Origin of the sequence: Capnocytophaga gingivalis ATCC 33624 (assembly GCF_000174755.1) — a bacterium.
GTDB classification, from domain to species: Bacteria; Bacteroidota; Bacteroidia; order Flavobacteriales; family Flavobacteriaceae; genus Capnocytophaga; species Capnocytophaga gingivalis.
Map to the genome: position 1 here is coordinate 193106 of NZ_ACLQ01000035.1, position 12846 is coordinate 205951.

Below are 12846 nucleotides of genomic sequence, written 5' to 3' on the forward strand. Positions count from 1 at the left end.
TTTAATTATCTAAAGAATCCACAACAATACTGGTTTCTTACTTTGTTGTAGTAGAGTATCCAAAAGCTCCATAAAAGCATTGGAAACAGCAGGACATCCCCAACTTAAAGGGCTATAATGAGGATAAATCTCACTATCGGATACTGCCTCCCAAGAATGTAATACAATCAATCGTTTTTGTGCATTGTTATTACTCTCTTCCAGCCCTTCTAACCAATATTTTACCTTAATCCCCCATGAACTATAATCACGGTTCCCTATTTTATATTTCCCCTTGGCAGAACAATGACTATCGACTTGATTACTATATTGGGCTTTTTGAAATTTATCAGGATTGGAGGAAAACACATCACAACTACCATGAGTAACTAATTTCTCGTAGAGATTTTTTTTCTGCTTGAAGTCGTATACAAAGAACCGATTTTTGCCCGAATGCAACCTCAAATCAATTAGGAAATAGAAATCTTCATTCATCTTATGAGCCTTACAATAGGCTAAAGCAATTGAGTGCTGAGTAGTATAATCCTTAGGTAATTCTTGAGCTCCCACTTGTTTTCCTTGCTGACAAGCAATACAAAACAACAATCCTAAATAAAAGAAAAAGTTTCTATTCTTTACTTTCCTTTTTTGTAAAAACATCTTTATCATTATTGATTTAGTAAGATTATCTTATATTACCAAGTTTTTCAAAGGACCTCCAATGCTTTTTTGTAGTAACTAACCCCTATTTCTTCATATAATTAGTATATTCCCCGCTAAGCTCGCAAGTCTCTAAAAGCTGGGCAAGTACCTTATCCATTTCGAAGAGGGCTTGGTAACACTTGATTTCAATAGAAGCTAAGTATAGGTTGGCATCGGCTACATCGGTGGAAGAGGACAGTCCTTCGGAGAAGGCTTGGTTGCGTACTCGTACCAATTCACGGGCAAACTCTAAGCTCTCCTGTAGGCTCTGTAGCTGTTCACGCTGCTTTTCTATCTCGGTATAATGTTTCTTGACCAAGGTCTGTACATACTTTTCCGCCTGAGCGGTAAGTTGTTCTACACTTTCCCGTTGTGCTTTGGCTTGTGCCACTTTATTCTTATCAGAGAAACCATTGAAAATATTCCATTGGAGTCCTACACCTACTGCCCAATTATCAGGTTCAGTAAGGGGAAGGTTTTTCGACCAGAGATATTTCTTCCCTATCAGGGCTACATCAGGCAAGAAAGCCGCCCACTGTGCCTTGATATTCTGCTCTGTAAGTTCTTTTTTTAGATGTGCTTGTACTATGGATGGGAAATTTTTCTTAGCCAAGTCCTGATAATAATCCAAAGATTGTAAGGGAGCTACTTCAAAAAGAGGAGAGGAAAGAGTGGTTAGGGCGGAAGTCTCCTCGCCTATCACACCGGAAAGGGCTGTTTGCGCCAACTCTATATCCTTCTGGCAGGCAAGTACTTCGCGCTTGGCATCGGTAACAGCTTTCTTGGCCTGCATGGTCTCCACTGGAGCCACCATGCCATTTTTCTCTAATTTCTGAGCATTAGAATAGTGCTGCTCAGCAGTTTGCAGTGCCTTTTCTCTCACTTGCAAGGCTTGTTGGGCAAGTTGTACCTGAAAATAACGCTCTGCCAGTTCTGATATGAGCATATTTTCTGTTTTCTGAGTTTCTATCTTAGCTATCTCATGATTGAGCTGGCCTACCTTATTACCCACACGTACTTTCCCTCCAGCAAAGACTACCCAACGGAGATCGGCGGAGAGTCGCCAGATATCTTGCTCTTGAAACTCATAGCGCCACTCTTGAGCAAAAAGTGGTTGAAACCTACCCGCCATTTGAGCAAATACAGGTCCCAAAGTAGGCTTTAAGGGTGCTGGTATAGCATTGGCCAACTGCCCTAACTGTGCTTGTATGGGAGCTTTGTATTTATCAAAGCTCAGAGAAAGAGGATCACTCAGGCGAGTATAGCTTGCATTGATACTCAACTGAGGAAGATACAAGCCCTTGTAACTTTTTTCTCCATATTGTGAGGCCTCAGCTTGTTTCTCCATTCCTTTGAGTTTCTGATTAGCCCCTCGCATACGGTCTAAAGCCTCTGAAAAGGAAAGGGATTGCGCAAGTCCTATTGAGGTTATACATAGGAAAATAGCAGTATAGATACACTTCATTTCTATATTATTTTAGTAAATAACTTTTCTTATTTTTCAGCATGCAAAATTATAACACTTTAGGCAAAAAAAATAGCTTTTACCAAGCTAAATTTTTAAGATAGATTAAAAAAGTATCATTTGCCTGCACGAATCACACTAAGAGTTTGCTGGGTAATGCCTAAAAAAGAAGCCACATGTCCTAGAGGGACTCTCAAAAGTATCTGAGGATAATTCTTCAGCAAGAGCTCATAACGCTCCTGTGCCGTCTGAAACTTTATAGCATAGAGCCTATCGGATAGGTTCTTGAGAAAAGATATTAAGAGCATCCGCATAAAGCGCTCTAACTTAGGATAATTGTTGATAATAGCTTCTACTTGGACAAACTCTGCTACACGTACCCTACATGTCTCCAAAGCCTCCAAACCAAAATGATTGGGTTGATGAAAATAGATGTTGTCCAAAGAAGTATAGAAACTATTCTCTGCATAGAAAGCATGGGTAATGTCCTTGCCTTCCTTGGTATAGAACTGGCGGACAATTCCTTCTTCTATAAAGAAAACTTCTTGTGAGAGACTGCCTTCCTTGAGTAAGAGACTGTATTTTTTATATTCTCTTACTTGAAAAATAGCATCCAAAGCCTCAAGGGGTTCTTTTTCTATTTGTGTTTGTTGTTGTATGTAATCTATAAGAGACATCAATTATTAGGGAATAGGTAATAGTGAGCAGTAGTCACTTTTCATTATTGGCTCTTTTACTCTCTGAGAAATTCTATATTGGCTCCACTTTTTTTGAGTGCTTCATTTTCCTTTGCCAAATCATAGGCTGTTTCTCCCAAGGAAGTAGTGAGCTTTTTATCTGCTCCATGCTCAACAAGGTATTGCAACAAAGTAGTATCTTTTGCCGTTAGTGCAGCCTTGATAAGAGGAGTCTCCCCGTCCTCATTTTGGCTATTGATATCCACAGAAGCCCAAGAGAGTACTTTTTTGACCAGAGCCTTATCCCCCTTAACTACTGCCATATGGAGTGCTGTATCTCCTATCGAATTAGGCGCTTGTAGGGCAACTAAGTATTTCCTGAGTAAGGCCACTTTTTGATCAAAATCCTCTTCATTGTTTTTCTTTCGAGGATTATAGCTAGCTATAAGTGCCTCTATGACTCCCACACCTTTTTGATTGGTAGCACGTGTATCCGCTCCTTTTTCCAAGAGAAAACCAACCACTTGACTATTACTACGCTGCAAGGCAATTAATAAGGCGGTTTCTCCTTTATGATTAGCTCGATTGAGGTGTTCTTTATTTTTCTCAAGAAGTTTTACAATCTCAAGATTGGTGCCATAGCAAGCATTCATTAGGGCGGTATTTCCTTGTTTGTCTACCACATCGGTAGCAGCTCCTCTTTGGATAAGATAGTCAATGGCTGGGAGGTCTTGACGGCGTGCCAAGTAATGAAGCGCATTAGCTCCTTTGTAATCGGTAGCGTTAGCAGGAATTTTTTGTACCTCTACCAGATACTTATAAGTTTCTATAGGATTATTAGGCTGGCGTACAATCCCTTCGGCAGCCATAGGCAAGGCTTGGGGTGTAGGCTTTACTTTCTTACGAAGTGTCTTAAGCAAGTCTATATTCCCTTTTTTAGCAGCATAATCAAAAAGCGTAGCTCCACTAAGACTTTTTTGATTGATTTTCAATCCTTTCTCAACCAAATAATGGGTCAAGCTAAGCTTATTATCATCAAAAGGCACCACCTTCATCAGTAAGGTTTCTCCTTGTTCATAGGTAGCTTTAGGATCTATACCTGCTCTAAAAAAAGCTTCGTATAACTTGGGATTAGTTACCCCAAAAAGCGCTGCAAAGGTAATAGGAGTATACCCTTTGCTATCTTTGGCATGTATATCACTGCCTTGTTCAAGCAGGTAGTGAATGAGTTCTACATTGCCTTGACTAGCTGCCCAAAAGAGATAAGTACGACCATCATGAGTAGTCTTATGTACCCCATTACCTTGTTGTTCTATAAGGTAGATAGCTGTAGGGGTTGGCACTTTCCCCAGAATTGCCAAAGAAGGAGCATCAAAAGCCGCTTCATTGAGCTCAGAAGGACTATTTCCGTTCTTTATCTCTGTTACTACTTGTGCAATGGTCGTATGCTCATTCCAAAAATTACGATCCCAGAACACATTCTTCTGTTGGGAGAAAAGGGACATGACGCTCAAAAGACTCCCTATAACAAACAACTTTTTCATACAAATTTTATTTAGAGTAACAGAGGGCAAATATAAGAAAATAATTAGATATAATCTAAATTAATTTTATTTTCTTTCTTAAAATTCAGGCTTGATCCCAAATCGGATGCCAAAATAAGGATTTTTCACTCCATTGCGATCATTAAAGCTACTTCTCCAGATGAAATCAACACGTATAGGACGGAAATTTCCTATTCCTATATTCTCTATTCCAAATCCATACTCCCAATAGAGTTTCTCTGGAGCATTGTAGTAGATATTGGAAGCACTCACCTCTCTATTTTCCTCCCTGAGAGTACCATAGGCCATTCTGGCTAAGAGCAAGCTGCGCCATTTGGTCTTTTTAATCAGCGGCAGGCGATTCAGTAGGAAACCATTAAAATGATGTTCTGCATATACATTAATATAAGCATCTGTCACAAAGTCATAATAGTCTAACAATTGGAAAGTCCGGTTGAACTCTCGCTGAGAGGTGGCATAGGTCTGGTTGGCTGGAGTAGGAGTAAGTAGTGGCAAAGGTACTGCTCCAAATACTTTCCCTCCTTCCACCACTGTATGAAGGATTCCTATACTCCATAGGGGTTGTGGATAGTGAATCATCCCTTCCAAGCGAGAATAATCAAACTGACTATTGCGTATACCTGAAAATCCCTTTGTATACTTAGCTCGGAAAGTAGGAAAAATATTCTTTCCATAGAATTGTTCTACCCCATAGCCATAAACATTTCTTGTAGGTGTATAGGTAAGTGTCAAAGAGGCATTGGCATCTGAATACTTATCAAAAACACCGCCTTCAGGTGAACGATACCCTATAGAAAAATGGTCTGGATCTGCCGATTTCATCTGCTGATAAGTACCCGATAGAGTAATGTGCAAATTGCTCTTAAACAATCCTATATCAGCAACTCCTTGAATACGCTTGTTCTGAGTAAGATAATAGTTCTCCCCACGAGCTAAAAGAAAATTTGAGGCATTTTTAAGGTCTAAGCGAGCATCGTCCTTCTGAAGCATACTGCCCAATTGTGAATAGTCATTCTGGTAAAGCCCTCCTATGACTACTCTTGGTTTGTAAAATAATAGATACTTAGCACTCATACCATACTTGAACTTTTTATCCAAAGTCCCATAAGCTCCATACAAATAGGTACGAAAACGATCATCATTACTCACAAAACTCCTCAATCCAAAACGAAAACGATTTTTTTCTACATCATTGTTGGTAAAGGACTCCCACAACGAACCAAATTGAACATATTTTCCTATAGGAATATAACCAGAGGTAACAATATTTAGGGCATCCGAAATTCCTTTGATTCGCCTATTATCACCTACCCTACGTATGAGATTTTGAGTTTTTGTCATTAATGAATCTCCATCGGACATTTTATTCCAATAAGTTTGTGGCTGGAAGAATTGATTGGTCTTATACTTCTCAATCGTGGCCAAATAAAAGGCCTCTTCCTTAGGAGCATTCAGCAGGTAATCAGAATAAGTAACATTCTTCTTTACATACATTCCTTTTTCCTCTTCGGACTTGGTCAGAACCGTAAAATCCCCTTCGTAATAATCTCTTTTGGGTAGTAACAGACTATCATTCACCCATTGGTATTCTTTCTCTACAGATAGGTTTCTCACAAAGTTCAAAGAAGCTTCCTTGATTGTATACATCTGTATAGAGGTGATAGCATAAGTCTTGCTATCCACCTTGAAATTCCCTTTGAAAAGCAAATCTTGATCTTGTTTTGGGAAGAAATAGATAGAATACAGCTCACGCCCATCCCTTCTTATAGTATCATTCAGCACATAGGCATATACTCCATATCCATATTCGGAGAGTGGGCTAACAAAGGTTTTATCTAAGAGATAGAAAGAATTATCATACACATCGAATTCTCTAAAATTACGTGTAAATCGTTCCAAACCAAAACCTGTTTGTATAACCCCCTGCGTACGTTCTGCCTCTATATCTGTACGCTGGAGCTTACGCAAGTTATCCCCATACACTTGTGAGACTTCTTCTCTAAGATACATAGGCATAGAGAAGTATTGCTTGTACTTTTTCTCGGAAAGAATGTTTCTTATCTCTTTATATTCAGACTGTAAGGCTTTTTTTAGGAAAACAGAGTCTAAGTTGTTCAATCCCAACTCCACCGTCTCATAGCGTTTGTACTGATAAGCCTTGGTTTGGGTAAGTATATTTTTATGCTTATTAGCCCATATTTTTTGTAGAATAGGATAGGCTGGATTCTCCTTTTTCGAAAGATTCTTCTTAGGTTTTTCCACAAAGACTAAGGCCTCCAACTCTTCTATAGCCAACACTATTTTCAACTTTTCGGTATCATGCCCTTTGAGCTTTACTTCCTTAGTGGTAAACCCTACTGAAGACACTTCAATAGTGGTATAATTTTTCTGAGAGAAAAGAGAAAACTTACCGTTCTCATCACAAGCGGTTCCTATATGAGTGTTTTTAAAAATAACATTAGCAAAGGGAATCGGTTCTCCTTGCTCATCTATCACTTGACCGGAAACACGTGTTTGTGCCTGTACGAACAATCCCCCTCCTAAGAATAAAAGTAAGGTAATAACGATTATTTTTCTGTGTAACATCATAATCCTTGATTTTAATAATTTATTGGTTATTAAGTAGTTAAAAATTATAATACTAACCTCTTCAGTACTTCTTGTATGGGAGTATAAGTAAAAGGAAGGGTATGGGTTATCTTCTCTCCATTGTAAAAGGAGACAGATTGTAGTGTTTGCACCATCTTAGGCGAGAGTTGTCGCTTCTTCCCGAAAAAGGATAAAAAAGTATCTGCATAGGAAAGCCAACGCAAGGCATTAGTGGATAGCATTTTTTTCTTAGGAAGCTTAGGATGACTTTCGCTGAGGTATTGAAAAAACTGCTGATAGGAAAGATTTTCGCCACTGAGGATGAACCCCTGATTCTCTACAAAGGATTCCATAAGTAGTCGCATAGCATGGGCTACATCCTGAGCTGCTACAAAACCTGTCCCCCCCTGGGTAATATATCGACTTCTACATAGTTTTTGAATATTCATTGCCGAATGTTGTTCCACTCCTACTCCTACCACTACTGAAGGATATACGACTATCGCAGGCAAGCCCTCTTGTACTCCTCTCCATACTTCCATTTCTGCACTGTATTTGCTCAGAGCATAGGCTTTGTCATTGGCAACAGATAGCTCTTGTGGAGTTTGTTCGGTAACCTCTGTTCCTTCTTTTGCTGAGAAAGTAGCAATAGTACTCACATAACAAAGTTTTTTCACTCCCCGATATAGGGCTATATTCACTATATTTGCAGTACCTTCTACGTTGTTCTGATAAAGTAGTTGGGCATCTGAATCGTCAAAGGAGACCATACCTGCACAATGATAAAGGAAGTCTACCCCTTGTAGTGCCCTTTCTAAAGCTGGAACATCCAAAATATCAGCCTGTACCCACTCTATTTTTTGGATAAGGGGCAAGGCATTAGGATTATATGTTTGAAATATTTTTTCTAAAAGAGAAGTGTTTTTACTCTTGCGATAAAGGGCTCTTATAGTAGTAGCACCAGCACAAAGTAGTTCATAGAGCAAATGAGCTCCTACCAGCCCTGTGCCTCCTGTAACCACAATCATAATAGTACATATTTGGTAAAGATTTCTTTCTCAGATACCCCTTCAAATATCTCAAAAAGCAACTTTTGCAAGTCTACTATTTGCTCTGTAGTGAATACACATAGGTACTTACCACCACAGAAAGTAAGTATCTCTATACCTGGCTGAGAGTAGTCAAAATGAGCAGAGAGGTCTATGGCCTGTACTTTGCCGCGAAACTCCAAGAGTTCACAGAAGCGAAACTCCAAAGTCTGTTCAGGCATCTGTACATAAAACCGGCGATCTCCTGGCTTTTGGTAGATGTGATAATATTTTGAAATTCCTATGGTTTTCATGGGGCAAAAATAAGTCTTTTCTACGAAATATAAAAATACTTACTCTAATAAGTTATTAACAATTCTTTTATCCTATTGACTTTTAACAACTTTCCTCCTTAGAGGTTATAATGTTTCTTGAGCAATTTCTCAAAGCACTTAGCCGGTAATATGGCCTTTAACAATAGTGAGAGTCGTTCTATGAATTTTCCCTTTACATAGTGTCCCTTAGGATTCTTTTTTCTTATGATTTGGACAATCTTCTGAGCTATGGCTTCAGCAGGCATTCCTTTGTCTACATCCTCATTCATCAGTGGCAGTGCCTCGGCATATTGTTTGTAAGGAGAGCCCTCTATGGCTGGAGTATGAAAGCGCCGAGAAGCAATATCGGTAGCTACATCACCTGGAGCTAAGTTACAGAAGGTAATACCAAATTGTTGTGTTTCCATACGTAGTGTCTCTGTAAGCAGGGATAGGGCGCCCTTACTCGCCGAATACCCCCCTCTGAAAGGCAAGCCCATGTAGGATGCAACAGAAGTAATATTGATAACCAATCCTTTACACTGACTCCGCATGATAGGAAGTACTGCTTGAATAGTGCGTACAGCCCCAAAGAAGTTAGTCTCAAAGGCATTCTCCAAGGCCTCTATAGGAGTCTCCTCTATAGCTCCTGTGATGCCTACTCCAGCATTGTTAATAAGGATATCTATACGTCCTTCGCGCTCTATAATAGTAGCTATGGCTTGCTGCACAGAAGCAGTATCTCGCACATCCATAGCCAACATAGTAACTCCTTGTAGAACTTCTTGAGGATTCCTTGCACTCCCATATACTATATATCCTGCCTTAGCTAAAAGCTCTGCAGTAGCCTTCCCTATCCCAGAGGAAGCACCTGTAATAAGTACGATTTCTTTCATGTTTTTTTTGTTAGAAAGGACAAAAGTAGTCTTAAAAAAAAGATACGCAAATTTTTTTAATAGTTCTTGACCTACTTGCCAAAAAAAATCGTACTTTTGTTTTTTGAAACACATCCTACTAAATTTCGACAAACCTATGAAAGAGTTTTTATCCGATCGTGTAAATAATATGGCACTCTCCGCCACCCTTGCCATGGCCGCCAAGGCTCGTGAACTAAAGGCACAGGGAAAGGACATCATCAGCCTTAGCTTGGGTGAACCCGATTTTGCGGTACCTGACTTTGTAAAACAAGCAGCCATCGAAGCTATTGAGCAGAATTACAACAAGTATTCGCCCGTGGATGGCTACATGGAACTAAAAGAAGTCATCTGTGAGAAATTCAAGAAAGACAACCACCTGAACTACACCCCTGATCAGATTATTGTATCAACAGGTGCTAAGCAATGTCTCTCGAATGTTGCTTTAGTGATGATCAACCCTGGTGATGAGGTCATCCTTCCTACCCCCTATTGGGTGAGTTATTCTGATATTACTAAAATCGCTGGGGGAGTGCCCGTGGATATACCCACTACACTGGAAGACAACTTCAAGATTACTCCCGCACAGCTCGAAGCAGCTATCACTCCACGTACCAAAATGGTATGGCTTAGCTCCCCTGGCAATCCTAGTGGTACCATTTACTCTCGCGAAGAGCTAGAAGGCTTAGCAGAGGTACTCCGCAAATACCCTCATATCTTCTTCCTTTCCGACGAGATCTACGAACATATCAACTATATAGGACAACATACCTCCATGGCTGAAATAGAAGGGATGTATGAGCGTACTATTACTGTTAATGGCCTCTCCAAAGCCTTTGCGATGCCCGGTTGGCGCATGGGATATATGGGAGCTCCCGCTTGGATTACCAAAGCCTGTGCCAAGATGCAAGGACAGATCACCAGCGGCGCCAACTGTATAGCTCAGCGCGCTAGTATCACCGCCCTGAAAGCTCCCTTGAGCAAAATACAATATATGATAGACGAGTACCGTCACCGTCGGGATATAGTACATGAATTACTCAACGAAATAGAAGGATTCAAGACCAATCTCCCTGAAGGAGCTTTCTACTTTTTCCCTGATGTATCTTACTATTTTGGCAAGACCCTGAGAGGAAAAACCATCCATAATGCAGGAGACTTAGCCCTGTACCTCTTAGAAGAAGCCCATGTAGCCACCGTAACAGGAGAAGCCTTTGGCAATGCTCGCTGCTTGCGACTCTCCTATGCTACCAGTGAAAAAGACCTTCGCGAGGCACTACGCCGTATCAAAGAAGCCCTAACTTTATAAAAACAACTATGACAGAAATACAACATGTTACCCCAAAAGAAGCTTGGGAACTTACCCAACAAGGAACTCTTCTTGTAGATGTACGAGAAACAGATGAAGTGAGTCAAAAACGCTATGATACCTCTCGTTACCTACACCTTGCTCTCTCGACTTTGCCCGAGAATTTCAGTCAAATTCCGACCAATGAAAAGGTTATTATCGGGTGCCGATCAGGAGTAAGAAGTCAGAAAGCGATTGACTTCCTCTTGAGTCAAGGTTATACCCATTTGGCAAACTTAGAGAGAGGTATCCTCGCTTGGGAAGAAGCAGGATTACCTATTATATAAACCGTAAAATAAATCTACTATTTTATTTTGTATTTCAAAATAAAGTCGTACCTTTGCAAAATCTTTGAGCAAACCATCAAGGGAAAGATATTACATAAAATAAATTAATGTATCACTAACCTATGCTATCTGTGCTCTCTCCCTTGGCTTATGGCATAGTTAATTTATCCCTATCAGCACATGGCTGAAATTACTAAAGAACAACAAGAACAGTTGGACAACTTCAACTGGACTAAGTACGAACAAGGTATTGACCAAGTAGACAAAGACAAACTCAATGAGTTCGAACGCCTTGTAAAAGACAACTTCGTGGACACTCAAGCTGATGAACTTGTCATCGGTACTGTAACTCACCTTACTGACCGCGAAGCTATTATTGACATCAATGCAAAAAGTGAAGGAGTTATCTCCCTCAATGAATTCCGCTACAATCCTAACCTAAAGGTAGGTGACAAAGTGGAAGTATTGGTGGATATCCGTGAGGATAAAACTGGTCAGTTAGTACTCTCTCACAAAAAAGCTCGTACCATCAAAGCATGGGACAGAGTCAATGCTGCTTTCGAAAGTGGAGAGATTGTCAATGGTTTCGTAAAATGCAGAACCAAAGGTGGTATGATTGTAGATGTATTCGGTATAGAAGCATTCTTACCAGGTTCTCAAATCGATGTAAAACCTATTCGCGATTACGACCAGTTTGTAAATAAAACTATGGAATTCAAGGTGGTGAAAATCAACCATGAGTTCAAGAATGTGGTAGTATCTCACAAAGCTCTTATCGAAGCTGATATAGAAGAACAAAAACGAGAAATCATTGGCCAACTCGAAAAAGGTCAAGTACTCGAAGGTATCGTGAAGAATATCACTTCTTACGGAGTATTTGTAGACCTCGGGGGAGTAGACGGACTTATCCACATCACAGACCTTTCTTGGTCTCGTATCAACCATCCTACCGAAGTATTGGAGCTTGATCAAAAGATCAATGTAGTAATCCTTGATTTCGATGATAACAAGTCCCGTATCCAATTGGGTCTAAAACAACTCCAAAAACATCCTTGGGAAGCTCTCTCTGACGAGCTTAAGGTAGGTGACAAAGTAAAAGGAAAAGTAGTAGTTATCGCTGACTATGGTGCTTTCGTAGAAGTAGCTGAAGGAGTAGAAGGACTTATCCACGTTTCTGAAATGTCTTGGAGCACTCACTTGCGTTCTGCTCAGGACTTCGTAAACATAGGTGATGAAGTAGAAGCTGTAATCCTTACTTTAGACCGTGATGAAAGAAAAATGTCTTTGGGTATCAAACAGCTTACTGTAGATCCATGGACTGACATCACAGCCAAATACCCTGTAGGATCTCGCCACACAGGAACTGTTCGCAACTTCACCAACTTCGGTGTATTTGTAGAATTAGAAGAAGGTATTGATGGTCTTGTATACATCTCTGACCTTTCTTGGACTAAGAAAATCAAACATCCTTCTGAGTTCTGCGCTGTAGGTGACAAGATGGAAGTAGTTGTACTTGAGCTTGATGTAAATACACGTAAGCTTGCCTTAGGTCACAAACAATTGGAGGCTAATCCTTGGGATAAATACGAAAATGAATTTGGTGTAGGTACTATCCACCAAGGTACTATCTCTAAGATTACAGACAAAGGAGCTACTGTTCCTTTCAATGAAGATATCTTAGCCTTCGTCCCTTCTCGTCATTTAGAAACAGAAAGTGGCAAGAAATTAGGCAAAGGAGATACTGCTGATTTCAAGATCATTGAGTTCAGTAAGGAATTCAAGCGTGTAGTAGCTTCTCACACCGCTATCTTCAAAGAAGAAGAGGAGAAAAATGTGAAAGAAGCAGCTACCCAGGCTACACAGCAAGTGGAAAAATCCACTTTAGGAGACTTGGATGTACTCCAAGAACTCAAAGACAAAATGGAAAAGGAACAATAGTGGTTTAGTTTTTTTCATAATTTTTGTTTTAGGGTACTAC

Annotated in this window: 11 protein-coding genes; 3 read left to right on the plus strand and 8 right to left on the minus strand. The window is 40.0% G+C overall.

Annotated features, from left to right (window positions below; all coding sequences use genetic code 11):
- Window positions 1-9 precede the first annotated feature (9 nt).
- From CAPGI0001_RS12205 to CAPGI0001_RS12240, 8 genes are all read right to left on the minus strand, one after another.
- Window positions 10-639: a murein L,D-transpeptidase catalytic domain-containing protein gene (locus CAPGI0001_RS12205; RefSeq protein WP_002670704.1), complete on the minus strand. Its 630-nt coding sequence runs from the start codon at window positions 637-639 to the stop codon at window positions 10-12.
- 85 nt (window positions 640-724) lie between these two features.
- On the minus strand, window positions 725-2146 hold the full coding sequence (locus tag CAPGI0001_RS12210; protein ID WP_002670409.1) for a TolC family protein: 1422 nt from the start codon (window positions 2144-2146) through the stop codon (window positions 725-727).
- A gap of 116 nt (window positions 2147-2262) precedes the next feature.
- Window positions 2263-2823, minus strand: coding sequence for a Crp/Fnr family transcriptional regulator (locus CAPGI0001_RS12215; protein WP_002670604.1), 561 nt, complete (start codon window positions 2821-2823; stop codon window positions 2263-2265).
- A gap of 56 nt (window positions 2824-2879) precedes the next feature.
- Window positions 2880-4367: an ankyrin repeat domain-containing protein gene (locus tag CAPGI0001_RS12220; protein WP_002670508.1), complete on the minus strand. Its 1488-nt coding sequence runs from the start codon at window positions 4365-4367 to the stop codon at window positions 2880-2882.
- Between the two features lie 78 nt (window positions 4368-4445).
- On the minus strand, window positions 4446-6977 hold the full coding sequence (locus CAPGI0001_RS12225) for a DUF5686 and carboxypeptidase-like regulatory domain-containing protein (RefSeq protein WP_002670515.1): 2532 nt from the start codon (window positions 6975-6977) through the stop codon (window positions 4446-4448).
- A gap of 44 nt (window positions 6978-7021) precedes the next feature.
- Window positions 7022-8005 (minus strand): NAD-dependent epimerase/dehydratase family protein, encoded by a 984-nt coding sequence (locus tag CAPGI0001_RS12230; protein ID WP_002670602.1) that lies wholly within the window; start codon window positions 8003-8005, stop codon window positions 7022-7024.
- Window positions 8002-8319, minus strand: coding sequence for a hypothetical protein (locus tag CAPGI0001_RS12235; RefSeq protein ID WP_002670642.1), 318 nt, complete (start codon window positions 8317-8319; stop codon window positions 8002-8004). Before CAPGI0001_RS12235 ends, CAPGI0001_RS12230 begins: the two co-directional genes overlap by 4 nt.
- Window positions 8320-8417: 98 nt before the next feature.
- Window positions 8418-9215 (minus strand): SDR family oxidoreductase, encoded by a 798-nt coding sequence (locus CAPGI0001_RS12240; protein ID WP_002670376.1) that lies wholly within the window; start codon window positions 9213-9215, stop codon window positions 8418-8420.
- 136 nt (window positions 9216-9351) lie between these two features.
- Here CAPGI0001_RS12240 and CAPGI0001_RS12245 point away from each other — a divergent pair, with 136 nt between their 5' ends.
- The 3 genes from CAPGI0001_RS12245 to rpsA all read left to right on the plus strand — a co-directional run bounded on the left by CAPGI0001_RS12245 (window position 9352) and on the right by rpsA (window position 12806).
- Window positions 9352-10542, plus strand: coding sequence for a pyridoxal phosphate-dependent aminotransferase (locus CAPGI0001_RS12245; RefSeq protein ID WP_002670659.1), 1191 nt, complete (start codon window positions 9352-9354; stop codon window positions 10540-10542).
- A gap of 8 nt (window positions 10543-10550) precedes the next feature.
- Window positions 10551-10868: a rhodanese-like domain-containing protein gene (locus CAPGI0001_RS12250; RefSeq protein ID WP_002670415.1), complete on the plus strand. Its 318-nt coding sequence runs from the start codon at window positions 10551-10553 to the stop codon at window positions 10866-10868.
- Between the two features lie 180 nt (window positions 10869-11048).
- Entirely contained in the window at window positions 11049-12806 is a 1758-nt protein-coding gene (rpsA, locus tag CAPGI0001_RS12255) for a 30S ribosomal protein S1 (protein ID WP_002670473.1), read from the plus strand.
- The last annotated feature ends 40 nt before the right edge of the window (window positions 12807-12846 follow it).

Excerpts from the sequence above, each read along its gene's own strand:
- CAPGI0001_RS12205 (WP_002670704.1), bottom strand. The coding sequence starts at position 639 with ATGTTTTTACAAAAAAGGAAAGTAAAGAATAGAAACTTTTTCTTTTAT.
- CAPGI0001_RS12210 (WP_002670409.1), bottom strand. The coding sequence starts at position 2,146 with ATGAAGTGTATCTATACTGCTATTTTCCTATGTATAACCTCAATAGGA.
- CAPGI0001_RS12215 (WP_002670604.1), bottom strand. The coding sequence starts at position 2,823 with ATGTCTCTTATAGATTACATACAACAACAAACACAAATAGAAAAAGAA.
- CAPGI0001_RS12220 (WP_002670508.1), bottom strand. The coding sequence starts at position 4,367 with ATGAAAAAGTTGTTTGTTATAGGGAGTCTTTTGAGCGTCATGTCCCTT.
- CAPGI0001_RS12225 (WP_002670515.1), bottom strand. The coding sequence starts at position 6,977 with ATGATGTTACACAGAAAAATAATCGTTATTACCTTACTTTTATTCTTA.
- CAPGI0001_RS12230 (WP_002670602.1), bottom strand. The coding sequence starts at position 8,005 with ATGATTGTGGTTACAGGAGGCACAGGGCTGGTAGGAGCTCATTTGCTC.
- CAPGI0001_RS12235 (WP_002670642.1), bottom strand. The coding sequence starts at position 8,319 with ATGAAAACCATAGGAATTTCAAAATATTATCACATCTACCAAAAGCCA.
- CAPGI0001_RS12240 (WP_002670376.1), bottom strand. The coding sequence starts at position 9,215 with ATGAAAGAAATCGTACTTATTACAGGTGCTTCCTCTGGGATAGGGAAG.
- CAPGI0001_RS12245 (WP_002670659.1), top strand. The coding sequence starts at position 9,352 with ATGAAAGAGTTTTTATCCGATCGTGTAAATAATATGGCACTCTCCGCC.
- CAPGI0001_RS12250 (WP_002670415.1), top strand. The coding sequence starts at position 10,551 with ATGACAGAAATACAACATGTTACCCCAAAAGAAGCTTGGGAACTTACC.
- rpsA (WP_002670473.1), top strand. The coding sequence starts at position 11,049 with ATGGCTGAAATTACTAAAGAACAACAAGAACAGTTGGACAACTTCAAC.